We start from the raw sequence: 24,467 nt of genomic DNA on the forward strand, positions 1-24,467 counted from the left end.
TCCGCGGGGTTTCATGGCCGGGATCTCGCGTCGACTTCAGGCGGCCTCGTAGTCGGGATAGCTTGCAGGGTCGCGGGCGAACTTGTGGAGGTCGTGGACGACGAGGCCGAAGAGCACAAACGCCAGGATCATGTGGCACCCGAATCCGCGCGTTGTCTGGAAGATCGTGCCGACGATCGCCAGCGCGGCGAAGACCTTGAGGAACCGAGGCCGGTGGCTCAGGAACAGGGTCGCCGGCAGGGTCCAGAGGAAGTAGTGGTGCCAGCAGATGGGAGTGGCGGCGAGCATGACGATCGCCGTGAGCGCGAACATCGCGTGCCAGCCGGCCCGGGGCGGCAACGCGGCCGCGGGGCGGATCGACGCGATCCAGGTGATGATGAGCGCCCCGAGCACGACCCCCCAGCATCCCCAGATCAGGTTGAGCGGCAACTTCGCCAGCGAGATGCTCGGCGGCTTGACCTTCGTTCCCAGGTCGCCGAAGGTCCGGGCCAGGACGATCGGGAAGCTCTCATTATTGGGGCGGAGGTCCGACTGCCTCGCCACGAGATGCCAGGGCTTCTCCTGATCCTGGATCAACTGGAATTGCAGGAGCGTCCCCTCGATCGCCAGCTTCGGGCCGACGGCAAGGGCCATGACGCCGAACCCGAACGCGATGGCCAGAGCCATCCCGACGAGGACCTTCCACGAAGGACGCCGGGCGAAGATTGTGGTCCAGAAGATGACCGGGAGGAACTTGATCATCGCCGCGAGCCCGACCAGGCTCGTGCCGGTGATCTCCCGCCCCGTCGAGGCCGCGAGCAGGCCGACCGTGACGAGGAAGATATTGATGGGGTCGCTCTGGCCGAGCACCAACGCATCGATGAAGCAGGGGATGACCGGCAGCCAGGCGAGGATTTGACGAGGCCTCGGGATGCCCGTCAGCTTGGCAAGCAAGCGAGGTAGCGCGAGGATCGCGGCCACGGAGAGGACCGCCCAGATGGCGGCGGCGAGGCCGATGGAGCGGCTGGCCAGGGGGGCGAGCAGGACGTGGAAGGTAACCGGGTAGCGTGGCTGGGCGGCGACGGCGAACTCGCCCGTCTTCCAGACGTGCCGGGCCACATTGTACGGATACTTGAAGTCGTTGCCCCGGGTCGCCCCGCGATGGACCACGTAGGCGAGGAAGACGGGAAGCATGACCCAGAAGAGACGTCTCGCCGTTTTGGCCGCCATGCCACCGTCACACTCGAATCCTGGGGAGCCGACCCTCGGCGCACGCCTGCCCCAGACCGCCCTCGGGCCGAGGCGTCCCTACGATACGGGTCCGATGTCTCGATTTCAACCCGCCGGCCGTGCCCATCTCGTGGCGTGGCGTAAGCTTACCCCGGAGGATGGTCGCTCGACGAGCGGGGTGCATCTCCTCGCGTCGATTCCTCTTCCCGAGGGCATCCGAAGTGCAGGACACTCCGACGATTCCGGCACTTCCGTCTAGCTTCGGGTGACTCGGGCGCGGCACGCTAGTAAGAGGGGCCGAAGCGCAGTGCGAGGGCCTGCGGCCCGGAATCAAACCTTTGCTAGGTTGGTGTCGCCCGGTCCTCGGCGACACCTCGAGTAAGGAGCCAATGTTCATGAGAACCGTCCTCACCGTCTTGGGGCTGATCCTGATCGGTTCGGCCGCGCCCGCGTGGGCGTGGGACGAGCCCAAGGAGGCCCCGGCCGCCAAGGGGAATGCGACTCCCGACCGCAAGGACGATGAGAAGGCGATCCGCGCCGCGGATGAGGCGTTCGTGAAGGCGTACAACGCGGGGGACGCCAAGGCGATCTCGGAACTCTTCGCCGAAGATGCCGATGCCGTCGACGAGGAAGGGGACATCGTGCAGGGGCGAGAGGCCCTGGCCGTCGTCTTCGACGAGATCTTCGAGGAGAGCCCGGGCAGCAAGATCGAGGTGGACGTCGATTCGATCCGCTTCCTCGGCGACAGTCTGGCCATGGAGACCGGGCGGACCAAGGTCACCCCGAAGGACGGCGGGAGCCCCGAGTTCAGCCGGTTCAGCGTGCTCTACGCCAAGCAGAAGGACGGCAAGTGGCTCCAGGCCCACGTCCGCGAACTCGCCGAGAAGCACGTCAGCCCGCACGACCGCCTCAAGGAACTGGAGTGGATGGTCGGTGAGTGGGTCGAGGAGGACAGCCACGCCGTCGTGTCCAATACCTGCCGCTGGTCGGAGGACGGGAACTTCCTCCTTCGGCAGTTCTCGATCCAGATCTCGGGCAAACCGGCCCTTTCCGGGACGCAGCGGATCGGCTGGGATCCCTCGGCGCGACAGATCCGCTCGTGGGTCTTCGACTCCGACGGCGGCTTCGGCGAAGGGTACTGGACGCGCAGCGGCAACCAGTGGGCGATTCGCTCGCACACGACCCGTCCCGACGGGCACCGGGAGACCTCGACCCAGGTCCTGACCCTCGTCAATGCTCACTCCGCCCGCTGGAAGTCGGTCGACCGCGTTGCGGGCGGGAAGATCCTCCCGGATATCGACGAAATCGTGATGGTCAAGACCCCCCCCAAGCCGCAGTGAGCGGGATCTCCGCGGTGTCATGACCCCATGTGCTTACACCAACCATTCCTGGAATGATGAGGATACCATGAGGCGCATCTTCGGCAGGGCCGTTCTCGCGACCGCGATCGTGCTCCAGTCGAGCGGTTTCGTCTACGCCCGTGGCTTCGGCGGGGGCGGATTCCGCGGCGGCGGAGGCGGCGGTTTCAGGGCCGGCGGGTTCAGCGGCGGTGGCTATCGCGGCGGCGGTTTCAGTGGCGGCGGCTATCGCGCGGGCGGGTTCAGCGGCGGTGGCTATCGTGCCGGCGGGGTCAGCGGCGGGAGCTATGGCGGTTATCGAGGCGGCGGTTTCGAAGGCTATCGCGCCGGGGGCTACCGAGCGGGCGGAGCGGAAGGCTTCCGCGCCGGCGGTGTGAGCGGCTATGGGGCCGGCGGCTATCGTGCTGGCGGGGCCGAGGGCTTCCGCGCGGGGGGCGTGAGCGGCGGTGCGGTCGGTGGCGCCAGCGGCTTCCGCGCGGGAGGCGTCGAGGGCTATCGGGCCGGGGGCGTGTCCGGGAACCGATTCGGCAACACGGCGATCGGGATCAACAATACGCACGTCGGCAACTTCACGAACATCAACAACCGCGCGAACGTCTTCAATAATCGCACGAACGTCTTCAATAATAATAGCGTGAATATTAACAGAAATGTTAATATTAATCGCAACAACTTCGCGAACGTCAACTACACGAACCGCAACTGGTCGCACTCGCCCTATTACGGCTACCACTCCGGCTGGGTCAACGGCTACTGGGGCGGACACTACGGCGGTTGGGGTGGCTGGGGGTACGGCGGGTACGGCGGCTACCGCGGCTATGGCGGCTGGGGTGGGTACGGCGGCTATGGTGGCTGGGGCGGGTATGGGGGCTATGGCGGCTGGGGTTGGGGCCTCGGCAATGGCCTCGCCTGGGGCTTGGGGATGGGCCTCGGAGTCGGGATCTCGAGCTGGGCGCTGGGGTCTTCGCTCTATAACTGGGGATACTCCAGCTATTACAACCCGTATTACGCCGCGCCCGCGGTCGTAGTGCAGCAGCCGATCAACGTCGTGAACCCCATGCCGTACGACTATGCGGTCCCGATCGACACGTCGGCTCCCGCCCCCGAGCAGACGGTGGCGGATGCGGGGATCGATTCTTTCGACCAGGCGCGGCAGGCCTTCAAGGATGGAGACTACCAGAAGGCCCTGCAACTGACGAACGTGGCGCTCGCCAAGCTGCCCAACGACCCGACGCTGCATGAATTCAGGGCCCAGACGCTGATCGCCCTCGGCCAGTTCGACGCCGCCGCGGCTGCGCTCTATGCCGTGCTGACGATCGGACCCGGTTGGGACTGGACCACCCTGATCGGGCTCTATCCCAACGTCGACGTCTACACGAACCACCTCCGGGCGCTCGAGGCCTATGCCAAGGATCACCCCGACTCGGCGTCGGCCCACTTCCTCCTGGCATCGCAATACATGACCGAAGGGTTCAGCGACGCGGCGGTGGCCCAGCTCAAGAAGGTCGTGGCCTTGCAGCCGAACGACAAGCTGTCCCCCAAGCTGCTGCAACAGTTCGCCAAGACCGACGAGACCGCGGCCAATAACGCAACGGCCCCCACCGATGCGAAACCGGCCACGGACGCCGCCACCACTCCTCCTGTGGTGAACGTCGACCCCAGGCAACTGGTCGGGACCTGGACCGCGAAGCCGAACCAGGATACCACGATCACGCTGACGATGGGGGATGACAAGAAGTTCACCTGGAAGGTGTCCGACAAGGGCACACCTCGCCAGTTCGCGGGGGAATTGTCGCTCGCCGACGACGTCCTCACCCTGACCCAGACTGGCGGGGCCACGCTGGTCGGCAAGGTGACGCTGAGCGGCAACAACCAGTTCAACTTCAAGGCCGTCGGCGACGGCCCCGAGGACTCGGGCCTGAACTTCCAGCGATGAAATCGCTTCGCCAATTCGACTGGCAATCGCCCGGGGTTCTTCACAGGACCCCGGGCGTTTTCATTTCTGGGCCACGGTGGGCGAGGCTCGCTCCCATCGGATCGGCCGCCAATAACTCCGCGGGCATCTCGGTCATCCTGAACCCGACGCCGGCGATCCGAGGCAGTCCCTTGCATGTCGCGGTCGCCGGTTCTGCCGTTCCGAAGAAGACCTGGATCTTGATCCATTGATCCGTCTGGCGGGCCTGGCCCAGGGCGTGGACCTCTGAGCCTGAGATCTCGACGACCTTCCGCAGATCGAGCCCTCTCGTCGAGCCGTAGAGGGCAAGGTAGCGATCCGTGGTCTCGTCGATCGGAAGTTGCCCCTCGCGAGGGGGCTCGAACCGCTCGACGACGAATCGACGGATCGTCTCGCGATGGCCCGTATTGATGGCGTGGAGCAGCGCGTTCACTTGCTGGATCGAGGGGGTCTCCCGGGTGGGACTCTCGGATTTCGTTCCCCCGGAGAGTGGCGAAGATGTCCGGCAATTCGCCAGGGCGACGACGGCGGACACCGCAAGGAGGATGGTCGCGGCTGGGGCTTTCAACGCGAGACTCCTTAGACTTCTGGATTAAGCAGGGGGGACGTGCGCTCGGCGCGAGGATCGAACGGGCTCCCGTTCATTCAAGTGAGGAAGTGATTCTGCCTTTCGGATTTCTCGTTCCCCGGAAACAATTCTCACCGACTTAACAGTGGATTCTACTTCTGCTTTGCCTGTCCTTCGATATCCTTCAGGTATTCCTCGACTCTCGCACGGACCTCGGCCGGTGCCAGTTCCAGGGCTTTGGCAGCGGCGGCGCGGGCTTCATCGTCCCGGCCGGAGTAGAAGTAGGCACGCGCCAGGACGATGTGAGGTGCGTACTCCTTGGTATCGACGAGCGAGAAGTACGCCTCGGCGGCCTTGAGTAGGAGTTCCCTCGCGGAATCATCCGCCAGCACCTTGGGAGCTGCCAGGGCTTCGAGGACCACCAGGGCTGTCCCGGCCGACTTGTTCTTCTTGGAGTCGGCGATGAGACGCTCGCCCGCGTCGTGGGCCGCCGCGAAATGGCCGGCTTGGAGGAGTGCGATCAGTCGTTGCGACGTCTTGGTGCGCCCAAGCGCCGGATATTGCGTCATGGCCGCTTCCCAGGCGGCGTCGCCGGCCGCGAGGCTCTCTTTATACTTCGCCTCGGCATCGGTGAACGCGGCGCTGGCAAGCTTCAGCCTCTTGGGCCCGGAGGCGATGTCCCATCGGCCCTGGCAGACCTCCTCCAGGACCATGTCCAGCATCATGGGATGGCCGATCCACGCCACCACGCCCTCTCGATCGAGCACGAACGTGCAAGGTATCCCGTTCCTCTCCGCGGCGTGCATCCAGTTGTCATCCATGAATTTGGCCGCCCCATCGTACGCGACCGTGAAATCCATCTTGTCGCCCTGCTTCTCCACGAACTTGGAAGCCGCTTCCAGCGTGGAAGCGTCGTATTTTGCGGCTTCCCAGATGTTCACGCCGCAGATCGTCACGTGCCTGTCGCGATATTCGCGCTGGAGCTCGGAGAGGTGGGGCATGCTCATAACGCAAGGTCCGCATCCCGACGCCCAGAAGTCGAAGACATAGACTTCGCCCCGCTTCAGTGCCGAGAACGGCTCCCCCTTGAGGAATCGTTCAACCCGGAACTCCGGGGCACGCATCCCGGGCCTGAGCACGCTCTTGGCATCCAATTTCTCGGCGGCGTCCTGGCCGCGCGCCGGGCTTGAGCCGACTGCCGAGGCGAGGATCAGGCCCATCAGGCCAGTGATCGAGAGTCGTTGCATGGCGGTTTCCTGAATCGGGAAGATCCTTCGTAGGAGGGCGTAGTCACAACGGACGGGCCGCCGACGGGGTGAGGTCCGTCGACGGCCTGGGAGGAGAGTCGTGTCGAGGCGGGGGCTTCAGAAGCCGAGGCCCTGGCTATCGCGGACGAGCTGGTCGAGCCTTCGGGAAATGATCTCGGAGCGGTTGTCTTCACGCTTCTTGATGAGTTCCTTGAGCTTCTTGACCTGGGCCTCGAGCGCCTCGACCTCCTTGGCTTGGCGGGTTTGCCGCGAGTCGAATTGCTTGCTGAGAACCTCCGTCAGCTTCGTCCGGAGTTCCTGACGCTGTGACTCCGACTCGGCCTTCGCCAGTTCCTGAACGAGCTTGTTGGTGTTCGCGACAAGTTCCCCCTCTGGTCCGCTGACATGCGTGCGGAAGAGGGGCGTCGCATCGGTGCTGAATGTGGGCCTCCTGACGAACTGAGGATCCGCGTCCTGGAAAATGACTCGTCTCTCGGTCCGTGCGGGCTGCGTGACATCAGCGGGGGGAGCGTCGGGGATCGTGGCGACTTTGAAGCCACTGAGTGAGCGAGTCTCGGAAGTTGATTTCAAGTCGTCGGGAACAGCTCGGAATACATCGGTGGTTTGAACCGACCTGTCGCTGTCGGCCGAGGGGGGGCCATCCTGGGCGAAGGCCGTCGCGACGGCGACGACGAGTCCGAGAACGGCGAACAGGCTGAGCACATCTTTTCGCTTCATGGTCATCTCCGGTTCGGGCTGGTGGCTTTTGGGGTACTCGAAGGGACTTCGGCTCGAGGAGTCGGCGAGTGGCCGCCGACGATCTCGCGTTCCAGGGCCACGGCCTCACGCAAGAGTCGGGCACTCTGCTGGGAAATCAGGTCGGGTGAGTCGGTGATCTGCCGGGGGAAGAGCTCGCTGTCGACCGAGCGGGCGTGGTTCTGCCCCTCGACGAGCAGGCGCTGAATCTCCTCGGAGGTGAGCTTGCCGAGTTGCTGTTTAACCTCCAGGGCGGTCTCCGTCGACTCGCCCGAGGTCGTCACCTCCGATTGAGCCTGTGTCATCTTGACCATCGGCTGTCCTCGCTTGAACACGATTGCCTTCACTAAGAAGACGAAGGTGAGCAGGGAGAGCAGCACCACCCATCCCGCCGTGGCCAGGTGCTTGGCGATCGGTCGCGGCAAGTCGCCCTTGCCCTTGTTCGGCGGGGCCTTGAACTCGAGGTCCTCGGGCGGGGGCGGATCCGAGGCGAGCGGCTGCTGAACGTGGGCCAGGCAGCGGCTGAAGACTTCGGCGACCTCGGCGGCCGACTGGAACCGCCAGGTGGGATCCTTGGCCAGGAGCCGGGCGATGATCGTGTCGAGCCAAGGGGGGACGTCCGGGTTCTGCTCGCGGATCGGCCGCGGGGCGTCGTCGCAGACGCGGCGGAGCACGGCGAGGGGGGACTCGGCCCGGAACGGCGGATGCCCGACGCAGGCGGCGTAGAGCGTGCTGCCGAGGCTGAAGAGGTCGGAACGGGGGTCGGCCGTTTCCCCCTTCGCCTGCTCGGGCGACATGTAATAGGGCGTCCCGGCGATGATCCCGCTCCGCGTCAAGGCGGCGTCGGCCGCCGCCCTCGCGAGGCCGAAGTCGGTGAGGCGGACCCGCTCGACCCCGTCCTCCAGCAGGATGTTCGCCGGCTTGATGTCGCGATGCACCAGCCCTTGGGCATGGGCGGCCGCGAGCCCCGACGCGGTCTGCATGCCGATGCGGAGGATCTCGGGGAGCGACAACGCCCCCTGGCGATCCATGCGTTCCTGGAGCGAACGGCCGGGGACGTACTCCATCACCAGGAACGGCAGGCCCGACGACTCCACGACCGCATACACGGCCACGACGTGCTCGTGGACGACGGCCGCGGCGGCCCTCGCCTCCCTCAAGAACCGTCGACGGGCGGCCCCCGAGGTCGCCAGCGACGGCGAGAGCACCTTGATCGCGACATTGCGGTGCAGGGCGGGGTCGAACGCCTTCAGCACGATCCCCATGCCGCCACGGCCGAGCACCCCCTTGATCTCATAGTTGCCGAGCTTGCCGAGCGAGTCGGGCCAGTCGGAGGGATCCAGGAAGTCGAGACTGATCGGCGGCCCCTGCTCGTGCTCTTGCAGGTCGTCCGGCGAGTTGCTGACGTACTGGCGGAAGGCCGAGAGCCAGCGGTCGTCGCCGAGGCTCTGGTCGAGCTGGGATCGGCAGGAGTCGCAGGTTTCCAGATGCACCTCGAGCCTGGCCACGTCGCCGGCGGGGAGGCGATCCTCCATGAGGAGGCGGAGGCGATCGGGGTCACACTGGCTAGAGAGGGAATTCATCGTCGACCTCCTTTCGGATTTCCGCCGAGATCTCGCCGAGCGATTCAATCCGGCGCTTGAGGCGGGACAGGATCCGGCTGCGGGCCACGTACAGGGCTCCGAGGGTGATGCCAAGCTCGGCCGCGACCTCCTTGGGAGGGCGTCCTTCCACGGTGGACTGCCAGAAGGCCTGCCAGGTCGCCGGGTTGAACTCCCCCTGGACCCGCTCGGCCGCCCACTGAAAGACCCGCCTGCGGTGCTCGTCCTCGAAGGCGGCCGTAGCGGAGGGGTCGTTGGCCGGCTGCTCCTGGAGGAGGAACTGGACCGTCGTCGAGCCGCTTCCCCTGGCGAACTTGTTACCCCGAGCGAGCAGGTTGATCAGCAGGTTCCGGGTGATCTGCGAGACCCAGGCGCGGAAGCTCCCCCGCGCCGGATCCCAACTGTCGATCGACCTCGCCAACGCCTGGAAGACCTCCTGCGTCAGATCCTGTGCGTCAGCATCCTGCAACCCCTTGCGCCGGGCGATCCGGTAGACGAGAGGTTCGTACAAGCTCGCGAACTCCCGCCAGGCCGCCGTGTCGGCCGGGTCGCGAAGCTTCACGATCAGCGAGTGTCGGGTATCGGGCGAGTCGTCCATCGATTCTCCTTACCCCGGCTATACACGGGCTCGGCGGAAACCTTACAGCGATTTTTCGCGAACCTTCCAGGATCTGTGCCCGCCGGCCGCATCGCAACACAATCGAAGAAGGGAAGCTGTCCGTTTCGAGACGATTGATGTCTGTTTCGCGTGCGATGGACAATTTGTCTACGGATAAAATCTTGAGATTGAATCTCAATTTCTACTGATCCGGATCGAGACGAGTGTAATGCGTGGCACTCCGAGGCGATTGAAGGTCGAGACCATCATGCGATTCGTGCGATGCTCGCGGCGATCCGACGGCCCGGGTTCGGCGGGTGAAGTCGAATCAAGAGGTCGGAACGTGATCAAGGTGAGCCATGCTCGGCCTTCGCTTCGTGATGGGGGGTTCCTCCTCGGTCCACTCGTCTGCTCGTTGGCTTTCCTCGGCTGCTCGGCGGAAGGGGAAGGGGTCGGGAAGCACCCAGACATCCGGTCGAGGATCGAGCAGATCAAGCAGAGTCGCGAACGCCCGACCAAGGTGCTTTCGAAGACCGGAAGCCGGACGCGTCGACCCTAGTCACGAGTTCCGGCTCGACGTCGAGCCGCACTCGCCAAAACATCCTTTCCACTCTGGATTTCGCGGTCTTTCGGGAATCGAAAAGAGCATCAACATGGATTCGAAACGGTCGGGAAAGCGCGGGTTCACCCTCATCGAGCTACTGGTCGTCATCGCGATCATCGCCGTCCTGATCGGGCTCTTGCTGCCGGCCGTGCAGGCGGCGCGCGAGGCCGCTCGCCGGTCCCAGTGTACGAACAACCTGAAGCAGATTGCCCTGGCGGCGATCAACTATCACGAGCAGGTCGGGGTCTTGCCGGTCGGCGACCTCATGGCGCCGTATCCGTCGCAGGCCTACGTCCGCAAGATCAGCCACAGCATCTTCGTCGCCATGCTCCCGCAGTTCGAGCAACAGGCCCTCTTCAGCGCCTACAACTTCAACTTCGGGAACTACGATGCGTGCAACTTCACCGTGAATGCCACGGGGTTGTCGACGCTGTGGTGCCCCAGCGACGGCGCCGCGAACCGCTCGTTCCTGATGGCCTACTGGGGGCCCAACTTCTACATCCGCTACACGAACTACGGCGGCAACATGGGGACCTGGGCCACGGCCCCGGTCAAGTACGCCGATTGCCACGTCACCTATCCTGCACCCATGGAGAGCAGCGCCCACTTCGTGCAGATCGCCCAGGGGGAGAACGGCATCTTCCGGCATTGCTACCCGACCTCGGTGGCATCGATCACCGACGGGACCAGCAACACGATCTTCTTCGGCGAGCGGACCAACTCCGTCTTCGACCCTGATGACCGCGACTATTACTGCTGGTGGTTCGACGGCGAGACGGCCAACACGCTCCTGAGCTCGCTCTATCCGATCAACCCGTTCCGCAAGATCCCCAAGGTCAGCTCCGAGAACATCGATTCATGGGTCGGCGGCGCCTCGAGCTTCCACCCGGGAGGTGCCAACTTCGCCTTCGCCGACGGCTCGGTCCACTTCCTCAAGGAGTCGATCGGGACCTGGGCCTTCAACGCCTCGACCGGGTTCCCGAACGGGGTCAATGACAACAACGGCGTCTTCACCCTCACGCCAGGCACGCAGACCGGCGTCTACCAGAACCTGACGACTCGGGCCGGGGGCGAGGTCATCAGCAGCGATGCATTCTGACGAGTCCTGACGGCTCGGACGATGTAGGCCCCGGCTCGATCCTCGAAGAGGGATCGAGGCCCGGGGCCGTCATCCTTTGCTGCGGAAGTAGGCGCTGGGGGTGATCCCCAACGAGCGGCGGAACATCGCGGAGAAGGCGCTCGGGCTGTCGTAGCCGGCCGAGAGTGCGACCTGGAGGACGGACTCGCCGCGGCCCAGGCGTTCCAGGGCGGAGAGGAGCCTCGCCTGCTGGCGCCAGACGGCGAAGGTCATCCCGGTGTCGCGGACGAAGAGCCTCGCGAGGGTCCGACCGCTGGCGCCGACGCGTCGGCCCCATTGCTCGAGCGTGAGGTCCTGCGAGGGGTCGGCCCTGATGGCCTCGCAGACCTTCGCCGCGCGGCGGTCCGAAGGGGTCGGGAGGTGAAGCGCGATCATCGGCATGGCCTTGATCTCGTCGAGGATCAGGGCCGCGACGCGGGCCTCGTGGCTTTCGGCGAGGTACTGGGCCGGCAGGGAAGCCGCCCTGAGGAGTAGCTCGCGGAACAAGGGCGAGACCTCGACGATCGAGGGGGACCCTGGGAGCCCGCCGACCGCCTCCGGGGCAATGTAGGCGGTCCGCATCCGGACCCGGCCCACCATCCGGATCCAGTGCTCCACGCCCGCGGGCATCCAGAGCCCGCGGTGGGTCGGGACGACCCAGAGGCCTTGCTCCGTCCCGACGGTCATGACGCCCGACGAGCTGTAGACGACCTGTGCGCGACGATGACGGTGGGGCGGCTCGTACGAGCCGTTCGCATAGTCCACGGCCATCACGGCGACAGGACAGGAGAGGTCCTGGTAGTCTCGCGAGTCTTCGCTCTTACCGTACATGGTCCGGGGTGCGCGGCGGTGTCGGGATCACTTGCGGGCGACCATCACGGGCTCCTCATCGACCGTCGACGCCGACGTCTCCAGGGAACGGCCGTGGGTGACACGATTTCGCCCGAGGCTCTTGGAATGGTAGAGGGCGCGGTCGGCCATTTCCAGGACCCCGGCCAGGTCCGCCGAGTCCTGGTCGCTCGTCGCGACGCCGAAGCTCGCGGTGATGGGTCGGGCGGGCCACTTGGTCCCCTCGATCGTGGAGCGGAGCCGCTCGGCCAGGGCGCTGGCCTCGTCGGCGCTGGTGCCCGGCATCAGGATCGCGAACTCCTCGCCGCCGTAGCGGGCGAGCGTGTCGTTCTCGCGGACGTTGAGCCGCAAGGTCCAGGCGACCGACTTCAACGCCTCGTCGCCGGCCGGGTGGCCGAAGGTGTCGTTGTATTGCTTGAAGTGGTCGACGTCCAGGATGATTACCGAGAAGGGGACGTTCCTGAAGTCGAGGGCCGACTGCGCCGACCGCATGCAATCCTCGAAGCAGCGGCGGTTCTTGAGCCCGGTCAGGCCGTCGCGCGAGGCGAGCTCGGCGAGCTGGCGGTTCTTCGCCTCGAGCTCGTGCTGGAGCGACAGGAACCGCTCGGCGATGCCGAGGCGGACCACCAACTCCTCGAGGTCCGGCGGCTTCACGAGATAGTCGTCGGCCCCGGCCCGGAGGCCCTCGAGCCGGTCCCGTCGGTCATGCTTCGATGTCAGCAGGATCACGTAGGTGTAGAGGGCGCGGGCTTCCTTGCGGATCAGGCGGCAGAGCTGCGGGCCGTCGAGACCGGGCATCACCCAGTCGGTGATGACGACGGGGATGTTCTCCTCCTGGACGATCCGCCAGGCTTCGTAGCCGTCGGATGCGACCACCGGGTCGTGGCCGAGCCGCTCGAGTGTCCGGCGGAGGTACAAGGCCGTCGGCGCCTGATCCTCTACTATTAAAATCCTCATATGTTTATCCGGTATAGATTTTCGAGAGTGTTTCGGAGTCGCATCCATTCGTGGCGGAGCAGGCCCGCGGACTGGTCGAGCCCGGCGGGGTTGCCTTCGGCGTCCAGGCTTTCGATCCCTTTGCAGACTTCGGCGAGTGCGGATGCCCTCAGGGTGAGGCAGCTCCCCTTCAGGCCGTGGGCCTCGGCGGCGATGCGATCGGCGTCTCGGCTGTAGAGGGCCTCCTCGAGGCTCTCGATCGAGCCGGGTGCGGTGGCGAGGAACGACTCGATGATCTCGCGGACCATCTCCTCGTCGCCGTCGCAGTTCTCGAGCAGGGTTTCGACCCCGAAGATCGGGATCCCGCCGTCGACGGTCCCGTCGTCATCGTCGGTGGCCTCGGGTTCGAGTTCTTCCGGCCTTGGCCTGGCGAATTGGCTGAGGGCGGAGAGGAGCTCCTGCCGCTTGACAGGCTTCGTGACGTGACCGTCCATGCCGGCGGCGAGGCAACGTCGCTTGTCCACGTCCATCGCGTGGGCGGTGAGGGCGAGGATCGAGACCCGCTCGCGGCCGCTCTCGAGCTCACGCCTGCGGATCTGCCGGGTGGCCTCCAGGCCGTCCAGGACGGGCATCTGGACGTCCATCAGGATGAGGTCCCAGGTGTCGTGCTCGAGCCGCTCGACCGCCTCCATGCCGTTCTCGACGGCCTCGGAGACGCAGCCCAACTGCTCCAGCATCCTGAGGGCTACCTTGCGATTCACGGCATGGTCGTCGGCCACGAGGACACGCAACCCGAGGCATTCACCGGTCGGTGGGGCCAGCGGCTTCTTCGGCTCCTGATGGCCGTCTTTCGCTTCGTGGCGGCTGGCGAGCGCGTCGAGCAGGGTGTTCAGCAATTGCGAGCGACGCACCGGCTTTGTGAGCGCACCTTTGAAGCACGACAGGGTACCATTCGTTATATGGTCGTTGCGCCCCACCGATCGCACGAGGAGCAGTGGGACCGCCGCCAGGCTGGTGACCGTCCGCTTCATCAGGTTGAAGCGATCGCAGACGATCTTGGCGAGGTTCTCGTCGACGAAGATCAGCGAGGGGAGGGACTCGGCATGATCGGCCTGGAACTGGCGGAGTGCCGCGGCGCCGGAGTCGACCTCCTCCGTGCGGCATCCCCACGATTGGAGGTGCTCACGCAGGACCCTCCGGTTGGTGGCGTTCTCGTCGATGATCAGGATCCGCAGCCCTTCGAGGTCGCACTGGCCCTGCTGGGCCGGCTCGACGAGCATCGTCGAGGCCTTCGGCAACGGCAACTCGAGCCAGAAGGTGCTGCCCCTGCCGACCTCGCTCTCCAGCCCGATCTCGCCCCCCATGAGGCGCGCGAGCTGGCGGCAGATGGTGAGACCGAGCCCGGTGCCGCCATAGCGGCGGTCGGTCCCGATGTCGGCCTGCGTGAAGCCCTCGAAGATCGCCTCGTGCTGCTCCTCGGGGATCCCGATCCCCGTGTCGCGGATGACGATCCGGAGATGGGAATCCTCGTCCTCGCGGGCCTCGAACTGGGCCTCGAGCGAGACCTCGCCTTCCACGGTGAACTTGACGGCGTTGCCGACGAGGTTCGTCAGGATCTGGCGGAGCCGCACCGGGTCGCCCACCATGCGCTGGGGGAACGATGCCGGGATCCGGCAGTTGATCTGCAGGCCCTTCTGATGGGCACGCGGGGCGAGGAGGTCGGCGACCTCTTCCATCAAGGTGCGGAGGTCGAACTCGACGAGGTCGATCACCATCTTGCCCGCCTCGATCTTGGACAGGTCGAGGATGTCATTGATGATCGTCAGGAGCGCGTCTGCGCTGTTGCGGATAGTCGCCGCATAGTCGCGCTGGATGCTGTCGAGCGGGGTCTCGAGCAGGAGTTCGGCGACGCCCAGGACGCCGTTCATCGGCGTCCGGATCTCATGGCTCATGTTGGCGAGGAACGCGGCCTTGACCGCCACGGCGGACTCGGCGGCTTCCTTGGCCCTGGCCATCGCCTCCTGCGACTGCTTCCGCAGGGTGATGTCCTCGCTCAGCCCGACGAAATGCACCGGCTGCCCCTTGCTGTCGCGGACCAGGGAGATGCTCCGGTGGATCCAGACGGGGTGGCCGTCCTTATGGATGTAGCGCTGCTCGGAATGGTAACCGCGGGCCCCATCGCCGAGGACTCGTTCGAACTGACCCGAGTCCGTCCGGAGGTCGTCGGGGTGCGTGATCGACCGGAAGTCCTTGCCCAGCAACTCTTCCTCGGTGTATCCGAGGGTCTCGCAGAAGGAGCGGTTCACCTGGAGGAAGCGCCCCTCGGGCGTGGCGATCGTCATGCCGACGACCGCCACGTCGAAGGCACCTCGGAACCGTTCCTCGCTCTGCCTTAGAGTCTCGTCCATCAACTGCCTGCGCATAATCTCGCGGCCGAAGAGGTAGAAGACCCCCGTGAGGATGGCGAGGTTGGTGACCATCCCGGCGAATAGGGCGGTGATGGCGCGTTGGGTGCTATGGGCGGCCGTCTGCGAGTACATCATCGAGAACCGATTCTGCTCGGCCTGCATCTCTCCCAGGATCTGGCGGATCTGCTGGGTGATCTGCTCGGCCCGTACGAAGCGGGCCATCTGGTCCGGCGGGGCCGGGGCCTTGGTCCTCTTCCGCTCGACGGACGAGTCGAGCATGGCGAGTCGCTCGGTCAGCAGGTCTTCCATCGTCGCGATTTGGATCCGCTGCGCATCGGTGACGGTCGGGAGTTTCTGGAGCCTTCGGATCTCGGTCGCCATCGTCCGGACCGCCTCGCGATACTTCTGCAAGGTGGCATCCGCGGGCCGCATCGTATACGACCGGGCGGTCATGATCGCTTCAATGAGGACGTCATGGAGCTTCCTCAGCGAGCGGACGATCTCGAGCGTGTGCTCGATGTTACGGCGAGCCGTGGAGGATCGATCGATCGCGCCGTAGAGTCCGAAGGCGATCGTGGCGGTGATGACCACCGATAAGAAGAACCACGTGCCGACCTTCCCGGTAAAGTTATTCTTCATAATTACGGATGGGTTACGTTGGTCCGAACGCTGCCGACGTCGCAGGCGTTGTCCCCAGTTCACCGGACTTAGGTCCGCCGAGGTGGACTATCATCATCATCGATGATCTCTCAGGCTTGCGTCGGGCTTCGGAGAGGCCTTTCGCGACTCCTGATATGGGCTCTACAACATCAAGCCTAGGACGCGATTCGCAAAGTGTCGAATTCGTCAAAGACGCTTTCTCATGTCGCTCAACCCCGGACCCTCCCCCAGGACGGGGAGATCCCCACACGGGGCCGCAGTCCTGTCCAAGACCCGATCAGAGCTTGTTCGCGTAAACCCCCAACTGAGTTGAAGTTTGAGGAGTTCATGATCGCTACGGCCAGGATTCGTCCCGGGCCCGCTGGCTCCGGTGAAAAGTCCCCTGGCCCGAAAAGACTCTCGGACAACGCGGACTTTTTAATTAAGACGAAAACGGAAGAACGCATGCTTGGTAGTATGCCTCGGGAGGGCCGATTCCCCATGAGCGACTGGAAGCCAAGGATGAGGAAGAGCGTGGAGCACCTTGCGGAACAACTGCGAGGGATCCGCCCTGGGAGTTTGAGCATCGGCTTCGTCGAGACGTTCCGCGTCCAGGTCCAGGGTAACTCGGTGAAGCTGGGGCATCTCGCGACCATCTCGAGCCAGGGGGATCGGATCCTGATCAGCCCGTTTGACAAGTCTAACCTGTCGTCGGTCGTGAGCTCGCTCACGGCGGCCAAGCTGAACGCATTCGCCCTGAATCCGAACACGGCCTGCGTCTCCGTGCCGCCGGTGAGCGTCGAACAACGTCAGGAGATCATCCGGCACGTCAAGAAACTCGGCGAGGAGGCGAAGATCGCCCTCCGCGCGATCCGCCAGGACGCACGCAAGCGGATCGCGGCCCAGGGGCGAGGCTCGGAGCGTGCCGTGCAGGCGGGTATCGACGCGGCAGTCGAAGAGGTTGAGCAACTGGTGAAGGCGAAGATCGCCGAGGTCGAGAAGTGAAGCAACGCTGAGCGAACCTTCGCTTGATCCTCGGCTCTGAATCGTGAGTGGCAGGGGCCGGCGCCTGTTGCGTCCGATCCTGATCAGAGGCCCGGCTTTAACGTTGAGTCCGGCGATGTCAATTCCACGGATCGTCTGCCTGGACGTCGATTATCGCGACGCGATCGCCGTAGCGGCCGGTGTCTGGTTCCGGGGTTGGGACGCCGTTGAGGCCGAGCATGAGGTGGTCGCCACCTTCGACGAGGTCGCGCCCTATCAGCCGGGGGAGTTTTTCCGCCGGGAGTTGCCCTGCCTGCTCGCGGTCCTGGAACGAGGCCCGGCCGCCGACCTGATCATCGTCGACGGCTACGTCTGGCTCGGTCCCGGACGTCCCGGCCTCGGCGCCCACCTGTTCGAGGCCCAGGGCAAAAGCAAGGTCGTGGTCGGCGTGGCCAAGACGAAATTCCAGGGGGCGACCGACGCCATCCCCGTTTACCGAGGCGAGAGCCATTCCCCCCTTTACATCAAGGCTGAGGGAATCGATCAGGCCGAGGCGGCCGCTTCGGTGATCGACATGCACGGGCCTTACCGCGTGCCGACTCAACTCAGGCGGGTGGATCAACTGGCGAGGACTTCGTACGGCAAGGCTTGAGGCTAACGAACGTTCGAGCGGGCCCTTCTCGCGCGGCGACCCCACCGGTATGCTCGCTCGAGTCCATCGCGAGTTCTCTCCGCGTGCGTCCGTCTCGAATCTCGCGGAGATCCTGACCCGGTCAAAGCCGTCATATGTTCAAGTGGATCAAGCCCGGATCGAATGGTCGGGACTATCCCGCGCTCGTCCGCGAGTCGAGATATCGGCTCCTGGACCACTGGCGAGGCGTCGCCTGCTTGATGGTGGTCCTGCATCACGCGGGGCTCGGGCTTGTGGCCGAGGCCTCGGCCTCCTCGGGGAGCGATGCCTGGCTGAAGCGGCTCGTCGGCGGCTTCTTCGCATGCATGAATCTGGGGGTGCCCCTCTTCTTCGTCATCAGCGGCTACTGCATCGCCGCGAGTTCGGACTCGATGCGTCGGAAAGGGGGCGCGGCGAGTCGATTCCTGAGTCGTCGGATCTGGAGAATCTATCCCCCGTACTGGGCGGCCGTCGCGATCCTGGCGGGTTCGATCGTCGGCCTGGATAGACTCGGGTTGCAGCGGCTCCACGTCGGCAAATATGCCCCGCACTTCGAGTCGCCCGGCAGCCTCGACGTCGTGCAGTGGATCGGCAACCTCACGCTGACCGAAGAGTGGCGGCCACGGTTCTATGCCCCGCCATCCGGGCTAGTCTACACGCGAGTCGCCTGGTCGCTCTGCTATGAGGAGCAGTTCTATTTCGTCTGCTTCCTGGCGCTTCTGATTGCGCCGACGCGACTCTATGGGACCCTCTTGAGCGTGACGATCGGCGTTCTTATCCTGCGAGTCCTGGCCGCCGATATCGGCGCCATGCATCTCCTGGAGGGGCTCTTTCCCTCGCTCTGGCATGAGTTCGCCGTCGGCATGGCCGTGTACTGGCGGTTGGCCGTGGCCTCGAATCCGCGGTCGAAACGCATGGTCGAGTTGGGTCTGGTGGCGCTCGCAGCCCTCGGCCTCATGGGATATTTCCCGTCGCGGACCGACTATTCGACGGCGATGGCCGCGGCATTCGGCCTGATCCTGATCGCGCTCCGCGACTACGACGAGCGTGCGGATGCCTTGCGCTGGCTCGCGCCGATACGCTCGTGCGGGCGACGCTGTTACAGCATCTATCTCATGCACTTCCCGATCGTGGCGTGCCTGACCCAGTGGATCTGCGGCCGTTGGACATTGAGCTTCTGGGGTAAGCTGCTGGTGATGGTTCCCGTCACGTCGAGCGCCGGGGTCGCCTTCTGCTGGCTCTTCTATGCCGGGGTCGAGCGTCACTTCCTCAACCCGCCTTTACGCAAGGCGGATCGGGGCATGACGGGGACCACCTCATAACCTGCGACGTTCCGAGTCCGGTTTGCCCTCCTCGACGGGGCGAGGGGTAGGAGCCGGCAACTCCGGGCCGGTCGTGGTCGACGGAAATACGGGGACGGGCTCCGGGAGCCCGATGTTGGGCAGCCCGACCTTCCGGGACGAGACGCCTTTGGCGATCTCCTCTTCGGCCTTGGCGAAGGCCCTCTCCTTGGCGAACCGGTCGCTGGGGTCGTAGCGCACCGACTTCATCATCTCGTAGAAGAAGAGCCCCCAATGGCTGAGTTTCTCCCACTGATATTCGCCCAGCCCGAAGAATCTCGCGCACTCGCCGGGATCGACGACGGGGGCGGGGGAGTCTTTCGGCCAGCCGAACGCCTGGCGTTTATGCAAGACGCCGAGCACCGACTGCGCCAGGGCGATGATCCCTCGGAACGAAGGGTGCATCCCGTCGTGAAACAGTTCGTCGTCGAGCAAACCGTGTCGGCCGATGGCGTGGAAGAGGGCCTGGGCGTCGATTAGGGGACAGCCGTGGTGTTTGGCCAACTCGCGGTAGACGTTCTGGAAGTCCGTGGGGCAGCGCATCGGGAGCCCGTCCAGGTCGCGGGCGGCCAGGTCGTTCTGATAGACCTCATCCCAGGCTCCGTCCCGCTCCAGGAGGCGTGCGAGCCGATAATGCGTCTCGGCGAACCCGGGGTACTGGGCGATCAAAGTCCGGTATTTCTCGATGCTCTCGATGGGGCGGTTGGATTCCAGGGCGCGAGCCCTGAAGAACTCTTTGGCGAAGGCCTCGCGCTCGACGCGAGTCGTCTTCGGCGGGAGGAACGAGCGGTTCGGCTCGAAATCGGAGTCGTTGCCGGGCGGGACGATGAGGATGGGCAGGGCACCCACGCGCTCGGCGTACGAGATCATCGCCTCGAGGCGCAGTTCGAAGTCCCTCAAGAGGGCCTGGTATTCCTGCGGCGTATACGCCGGGACGTCGACGAGGTTCCGATATCCGTTCGGAGGCGGGGGGATGGCGATCCGGCACTTGTCCGCCGCGACCCTCATGAGGGAGCAGATCGGCGAGGTCGCTTCGAGCCGCTTCATGAAGCGTTCGCGGGTCGAGGGGGTCTTGCCGTCGACGTAGTGGTCGAGCTCACGCGACCAGGAGAAACGCGCCGAGAATTCGTTATGCCCGCAATAGATGATGAGGGCGTCGGGCCGCTGCTTGATCTCGGCGAGCTTCTTGTGCTGCACCTCCAGCGTGTCGCCCGAATTCGCGACGATGCTGAGCCTGTAGGTCTGCTCGGGGATCGCCGCTTCGAGTTTCCATGTGAGAATCTGGCCGAGCGAGAGCCAGAAGTTATAAGGGACCCCCGCCGCGCTCGATTCCCCGACGATGACGAGGTGGACCTGCCCCTTGGGCGTCGGCTCGGGGAATGTCTCCGGCAGGACGACCTCGTCGAGCCGCCGGGGCATCTCCCCCTTGAGGCCTTTGTCTGACGCTTCCTTCAGCCCCCCCACGGGCACCGCCGTCGACCGGAGGTATCGGGCCCTTACGACGGCGGCGACGACCTCGGAGACCGAGAAGCCGATGACCAGGGAGAGGCAGAGCAGGAGCGCCCGCGCGGCCCATGGACGCTTCCGCCGCTGCTTCCTCGCCCTGAGGAGCGTGACGATCAGGCTGGGGACGGCGATGGAGCATGTGACCAGGGCGACGACGTACGCGATCTCGAGCCCGATCACGAAGCCGAGGGCCGCGCGCCAGCGGCTCGCCTCGGAGGTCCGCTCGTAGAGATCGATCAGGCCGAAGCCCCCGAGCAGGACGGTGATGGCGATCGCCGCGGCGATGGCGGTGAGCTTTACGAGCTTCTTCGCATCCAGCTTGACGGTCGCCTCGCCCATGGATCACCCTCTCCGGCGGTGGGGTACCCCTCGCATCGACAAAGGCCCGCGTCAGAATAGCGTGTAAATGAACGGCGCCGCGGCCGTGCCGGCGAGCATGATCAGGATGCCCAGAAGCAGCAGGACGACGACGATGGGCATGAGCCACCACTTCTTGTTCTGCTTGAGGAAATCCCAGAGTTCGCCGACGAGCGAACCGCCTTGCTGATTCTCGGCGGCTTTCTCGAAGTCGTCGGGCCGTGGCTCGCTGCTCATGCCGTCCTCGTCTCGACCGGGTTAGAACTGTCGGAAATATTGGCGGATGTTGCTCGGTGCATGCCTGGGGAGCCAGTACGTCTCGGCCTCCGGGCGCGGCTTCAATCCGAGGACGTCGCGTCCCGAGAGCCGTAGGGCCAGCCCCGTCGGGAGGACCAGTCCGAAGTAGACGAGACCCAGAAGTACCAGAGAGACGGTCCAGCCGATCGGGAAGGCCAGGATCATCCAGCCCACGAAGATCGGCCGGACGGCCTGGGGCCAGATCAGGCCAAGCGCTCCTACCGCGACCGCCAGGATCGCGATCCCGATCGCCAGGTCTTCTCTCCCCTTCGCGAACCCCTGCCAGGCCGCGATCCCGACGAAGAAGACCAGCCACAACGCCGAGAACTGGCGCAACATCCGACTCGGTGGGGCGAACGGGATGTCAGACCATCGCATGAGTGCCTCGCAATGCAACGGCGTGTCTTTAGCTCAATCGAGCGGGAACTGGGCCAGGTAGCCTTGCAGGGCCGCGCCGTCGACTTCTTGCGGCCGGTCCGGCTTCACGATCACGGTATCCTCGAGCACGAGCACGTCCATCGCCGTGGCCTGGAAGCAACGATAGGCGTCCTCGTGCATGCAGACGATCGGCTCACCTCGCACATTGAAGCTCGTGTTGATGAGCACGGGACAACCCGTTCGCCGATGGAAGGCCTCGAGCAGGCCGTGCAGGCGGGGGTTGCGCCTGGCGTCGACCGTCTGGATCCGGGCGCTGTAGTCGACGTGCGTGACGGCCGGGATCTCCGACCGCACGACATTCACCCGCCGGCGGAGGTCGGGATCTTGTTCCATCGTCGCCCGGTCGGCATCGTCCAGCGGCACGCGCTTCTCCTGGAGCACGTCGGCGACGAGGAGCATGTAGGGGCTCTCTTGCCCGGCTTTCAGGTCGAACCATTCGTGCGCGTGCTCGGCCAGGACGCAGGGCGCGAATGGGCGGAAGCTCTCGCGGAACTTGATCTTGAGGTTCATGGTGGACTGCATCTTCGGCGATCGGGGATCGCCGAGGATGCTCCGTGCGCCCAGTGACCGAGGTCCGAACTCCATCCGCCCCTGGAACCAGCCGACGACCTTGCCATCGGCCAACTGCTCGGCCACATACGCGTCAAGCTCCGAGAGGTCGTCGAATCGCCGACCCTCGACACCATGCTTCCCCAGGAACCGCCCGACATCCTCCGGCCCATGGCGGGGACCGAGGAAGCTCCCCTGCTGGGTATCTCCCGGATCCGCCCGGCGGGGCCTGCCCATGAGCTGATGCCAGACGAACAGGGCGGCGCCGAGTGCACCCCCGGCGTCCCCGGCGGCCGGCTGGATCCAGATCGCGTCGAACGGGCCTTCTCGCAGCAATCGACCGTTCGCCACGCAGTTGAGGGCAACCCCGCCCGCCAGCACGAGGTTCTTCTGCGCCGTCTTCCGATGGAGCTCGCGAGCGAGCCTGAGCACGATCTCTTCTGTCACGGCCTGGATGCTGGCGGCGAGGTCCATGTGCCTCGGCTCGAGGTCCGTCTCAGGCTTTCGTGCCGGACCCCCGAAGAGGGCGTTGAACCTGTCGCCGGTCATGGTCAGGCCGCGGGCGTATTCGAAATAATCCATCTCGAGCCGGAAGCTGCCGTCTGACTTGAGGTCGATGAGATGCTTGAAGATCGCGTCGGCGTAGATAGGTCGCCCGTAAGGAGCCAGGCCCATCAATTTATATTCGCCGCTATTGACCTTGAATCCGCAATAATACGTGAATGCCGAGTAGAGTAGGCCCAGGGAGTGGGGGAATCGGATCTCCTCGGTGAGGTCGATCTTGTTGCCCGAGCCGGTGCCGCGGACGGTCGTGCTCCACTCGCCGACGCCGTCGAGGGTCAGGATGGCCGCCTCGTCGAAGGGGCTCGGGAAGAAGGCGCTGGCGGCGTGGCTCTCGTGGTGCTCGGTGAAGACGAGCCTGGCTTTGAGCCCTTTTCCAAGGGCCTGGAGGATCATCGAGCGGGTGTGCAGCTTGTCCTTGAGCCAGACGGGCATCGCCATCCGGAAGCTGTGGAAACCCCGGGGCGCGACGGCGAGATATGTTTCCAGTAGGCGCTCGAATTTCGAGAGCGGCTTGTCATAGAAAGCGACGTAGTCGAGGTCCTCGGTGCGGAGCCCGGCTTCCTCGAGGCAATAGGCGATAGACCTCGACGGGAAGTCGGGGTCGTGCTTCTTCCGGGTGAATCGCTCTTCCTGGGCCGCCGCGACGATCCTGCCGTCGATCACGAGGGCGGCCGCGCTGTCATGATAGAACGCCGAGATCCCGAGTATCGCCGTCACTCATGAACTTCCGCTGGGGTTGTCGGAATCCGAGAAACGAGAGTTGCCGTTTTCGTCGCGCCGGCCTCGTCGCCGAACTGCGAATGTTGGCGGATGGTTCGCATCCTTCATTGACAGAAGCATTTCCTCATAGTGTGCCCTGACCCCGCCTTTCTGGCAAGAGTGGCGACCTTCGATCCAACGACGCCGGGCCGATCCACACAGCCCTGACACTCGCATCGAATCGTGACGGATTCCATGCCAATGTTCCGCAAGGTAAGGTAGCGCAATGCTCGTGGCCGTCGTGCCTGGGCAAGGCACTCTCCGGTGCCGTCGCCTCGTCCGACACAACCAAGCGTGATTGAAGTAGATCTTCCCTCGGAACCCGGAAACCGAAGAATGCGAGTCATCGACCTCACGGCCACGATCGCCCCGAGCCGCCCCGACGCCTTGCCATTTGAGCGCATCGAGATCGAGTACACGTCCCACGCCGTCGGGGCTTCCCAGGTCGAGGGATTGCTCAAGGTCCCTTCGCGCCTGCTCAGGGACGGCGAGGGTTGGGCGATCGAGGAATTCAAGTGCCTGGGTACGCACAGTGTGACCCATGTCGATGCCCCCTGGCACTACAACAGCAAGACTCAGGGGCGGAAGTCCGCCTCCATTGATGAACTGCCGCTCGATTGGTTCTTCTCCGACGGCGTCGTGCTCGACATGACCGCCAAGAAAGACGGCGAGAAAGCGACCGAGGCCGACCTCCAGGCCGCGCTCGCCGACATTGGCTATCAACTCAAACCCCGCGACATCGTCCTGATCCGCACCGGCCGCGACGCGTTCTACGGCCAGCCCGACTACGTCTGGCGCGGCTGCGCGATCACCCAGGGGGCGACCCGCTGGCTCTACGACCGGGGCATCCGCGTCATGGGCATCGACGCCTGGGGCTGGGACGGCCCCCTCGACCGTCAGGCCCGCGAGGCCCTGACCCGCGACGAGCCGGGCATCTTCTGGGCGGCCCACCAGGCCGATCTCCCTTACTCCCAGATCGAGCGCCTGGTCAACCTCGGCTCGTTGCCCTCGTTCGGATTCAAGGTCTCGTGCTTCCCCCTCAAAATCCAGGGGGGCAGCGCCGGCCCCACCCGCGCCGTGGCCATCCTGCCCGATTGACGGCCGCCTCTTGAGATTCACAAGGGAGATGGCTGCTATTATCTTAGGGGATGCATCTCGA

General features: G+C 65.0%; 20 protein-coding genes. 7 read left to right on the top strand and 13 right to left on the bottom strand.

Annotation, left to right across the window (positions count from 1 at the left end; all coding sequences use genetic code 11):
- Window positions 1-36: 36 nt before the first annotated feature.
- Complete coding sequence (locus ACOYYX_RS12365; protein ID WP_422930209.1) at window positions 37-1,209, bottom strand: glycosyltransferase family 87 protein; 1,173 nt, start codon at window positions 1,207-1,209, stop codon at window positions 37-39.
- A gap of 395 nt (window positions 1,210-1,604) precedes the next feature.
- Between ACOYYX_RS12365 and ACOYYX_RS12370 the strand changes: the two genes are divergently transcribed.
- Together ACOYYX_RS12370 and ACOYYX_RS12375 are read left to right on the top strand one after the other, a co-directional pair.
- Window positions 1,605-2,549, top strand: a complete 945-nt coding sequence (locus ACOYYX_RS12370) for a YybH family protein (protein ID WP_422930210.1) — start codon at window positions 1,605-1,607, stop codon at window positions 2,547-2,549.
- 67 nt (window positions 2,550-2,616) lie between these two features.
- Complete coding sequence (locus ACOYYX_RS12375; RefSeq protein WP_422930211.1) at window positions 2,617-4,503, top strand: tetratricopeptide repeat protein; 1,887 nt, start codon at window positions 2,617-2,619, stop codon at window positions 4,501-4,503.
- A gap of 40 nt (window positions 4,504-4,543) precedes the next feature.
- On the opposite strand, the gene ACOYYX_RS12380 is transcribed toward ACOYYX_RS12375, so the two are convergent.
- The 5 genes from ACOYYX_RS12380 to ACOYYX_RS12400 form a co-directional block, all read right to left on the bottom strand.
- Window positions 4,544-5,089: a hypothetical protein gene (locus ACOYYX_RS12380; protein WP_422930212.1), complete on the bottom strand. Its 546-nt coding sequence runs from the start codon at window positions 5,087-5,089 to the stop codon at window positions 4,544-4,546.
- A 152-nt stretch (window positions 5,090-5,241) separates the two neighbouring features.
- Window positions 5,242-6,336 carry a TlpA family protein disulfide reductase gene (locus ACOYYX_RS12385; protein ID WP_422930213.1) on the bottom strand — a complete coding sequence of 365 codons (1,095 nt, stop codon included), beginning with the start codon at window positions 6,334-6,336 and terminating at the stop codon, window positions 5,242-5,244.
- A gap of 117 nt (window positions 6,337-6,453) precedes the next feature.
- Window positions 6,454-7,074, bottom strand: coding sequence for a hypothetical protein (locus tag ACOYYX_RS12390; RefSeq protein WP_422930214.1), 621 nt, complete (start codon window positions 7,072-7,074; stop codon window positions 6,454-6,456).
- Between the two features lie 2 nt (window positions 7,075-7,076).
- Window positions 7,077-8,675 (bottom strand): protein kinase domain-containing protein, encoded by a 1,599-nt coding sequence (locus tag ACOYYX_RS12395; protein ID WP_422930215.1) that lies wholly within the window; start codon window positions 8,673-8,675, stop codon window positions 7,077-7,079.
- Entirely contained in the window at window positions 8,659-9,291 is a 633-nt protein-coding gene (locus tag ACOYYX_RS12400) for an RNA polymerase sigma factor (protein ID WP_422930216.1), read from the bottom strand. The genes ACOYYX_RS12395 and ACOYYX_RS12400 overlap by 17 nt, the downstream gene beginning before the upstream one ends.
- 653 nt (window positions 9,292-9,944) lie before the next feature.
- Between ACOYYX_RS12400 and ACOYYX_RS12405 the strand changes: the two genes are divergently transcribed.
- A complete protein-coding gene (locus ACOYYX_RS12405; RefSeq protein WP_422930217.1) occupies window positions 9,945-10,994 on the top strand; it encodes a DUF1559 domain-containing protein in 1,050 nt (349 codons plus the stop codon).
- 69 nt (window positions 10,995-11,063) lie between these two features.
- Here ACOYYX_RS12405 and ACOYYX_RS12410 read toward each other — a convergent pair whose 3' ends face one another.
- Genes ACOYYX_RS12410 through ACOYYX_RS12420 form a run of 3 tightly spaced genes read right to left on the bottom strand, consistent with a single transcriptional unit; the run spans window position 11,064 to window position 15,844 of the window.
- Entirely contained in the window at window positions 11,064-11,843 is a 780-nt protein-coding gene (locus ACOYYX_RS12410; protein WP_422930218.1) for an AraC family transcriptional regulator, read from the bottom strand.
- Window positions 11,844-11,870: 27 nt separating this feature from the next.
- Complete coding sequence (locus ACOYYX_RS12415) at window positions 11,871-12,818, bottom strand: GGDEF domain-containing response regulator (protein ID WP_422930219.1); 948 nt, start codon at window positions 12,816-12,818, stop codon at window positions 11,871-11,873.
- Window positions 12,815-15,844, bottom strand: a complete 3,030-nt coding sequence (locus tag ACOYYX_RS12420; RefSeq protein ID WP_422930220.1) for a response regulator — start codon at window positions 15,842-15,844, stop codon at window positions 12,815-12,817. The genes ACOYYX_RS12415 and ACOYYX_RS12420 overlap by 4 nt, the downstream gene beginning before the upstream one ends.
- A gap of 522 nt (window positions 15,845-16,366) precedes the next feature.
- Between ACOYYX_RS12420 and ACOYYX_RS12425 the strand changes: the two genes are divergently transcribed.
- The 3 genes from ACOYYX_RS12425 (at window position 16,367) to ACOYYX_RS12435 (ending at window position 18,820) form a co-directional block, all read left to right on the top strand.
- The gene (locus ACOYYX_RS12425) at window positions 16,367-16,849 is read left to right on the top strand and encodes a ribosome-recycling factor (protein WP_422930221.1); all 483 of its coding nucleotides are present in this window, start codon (window positions 16,367-16,369) and stop codon (window positions 16,847-16,849) included.
- Window positions 16,850-16,964: 115 nt separating this feature from the next.
- Window positions 16,965-17,480, top strand: a complete 516-nt coding sequence (locus ACOYYX_RS12430; RefSeq protein WP_422930222.1) for an endonuclease V — start codon at window positions 16,965-16,967, stop codon at window positions 17,478-17,480.
- 134 nt (window positions 17,481-17,614) lie between these two features.
- Window positions 17,615-18,820, top strand: a complete 1,206-nt coding sequence (locus ACOYYX_RS12435; RefSeq protein WP_422930223.1) for an acyltransferase family protein — start codon at window positions 17,615-17,617, stop codon at window positions 18,818-18,820.
- Here ACOYYX_RS12435 and ACOYYX_RS12440 read toward each other — a convergent pair.
- From ACOYYX_RS12440 to ACOYYX_RS12455, 4 genes are read right to left on the bottom strand one after another with little or no spacing between them, the layout of a single operon-like run.
- The gene (locus ACOYYX_RS12440; protein ID WP_422930224.1) at window positions 18,815-20,683 is read right to left on the bottom strand and encodes a hypothetical protein; all 1,869 of its coding nucleotides are present in this window, start codon (window positions 20,681-20,683) and stop codon (window positions 18,815-18,817) included. The genes ACOYYX_RS12435 and ACOYYX_RS12440 overlap by 6 nt on opposite strands.
- Before the next feature lie 51 nt (window positions 20,684-20,734).
- Window positions 20,735-20,938, bottom strand: coding sequence for a DUF5989 family protein (locus ACOYYX_RS12445; protein ID WP_422930225.1), 204 nt, complete (start codon window positions 20,936-20,938; stop codon window positions 20,735-20,737).
- A 21-nt stretch (window positions 20,939-20,959) separates the two neighbouring features.
- Entirely contained in the window at window positions 20,960-21,376 is a 417-nt protein-coding gene (locus tag ACOYYX_RS12450) for an SxtJ family membrane protein (protein WP_422930226.1), read from the bottom strand.
- A gap of 33 nt (window positions 21,377-21,409) precedes the next feature.
- Window positions 21,410-23,266: a carbamoyltransferase gene (locus ACOYYX_RS12455; protein WP_422930227.1), complete on the bottom strand. Its 1,857-nt coding sequence runs from the start codon at window positions 23,264-23,266 to the stop codon at window positions 21,410-21,412.
- Window positions 23,267-23,644: 378 nt separating this feature from the next.
- Here ACOYYX_RS12455 and ACOYYX_RS12460 point away from each other — a divergent pair, with 378 nt between their 5' ends.
- The gene (locus ACOYYX_RS12460; RefSeq protein ID WP_422930228.1) at window positions 23,645-24,406 is read left to right on the top strand and encodes a cyclase family protein; all 762 of its coding nucleotides are present in this window, start codon (window positions 23,645-23,647) and stop codon (window positions 24,404-24,406) included.
- Window positions 24,407-24,467 lie beyond the last annotated feature (61 nt).

Source organism: Singulisphaera chitinilytica, from assembly GCF_049331405.1.
Lineage (GTDB): Bacteria > Planctomycetota > Planctomycetia > Isosphaerales > Isosphaeraceae > PoT.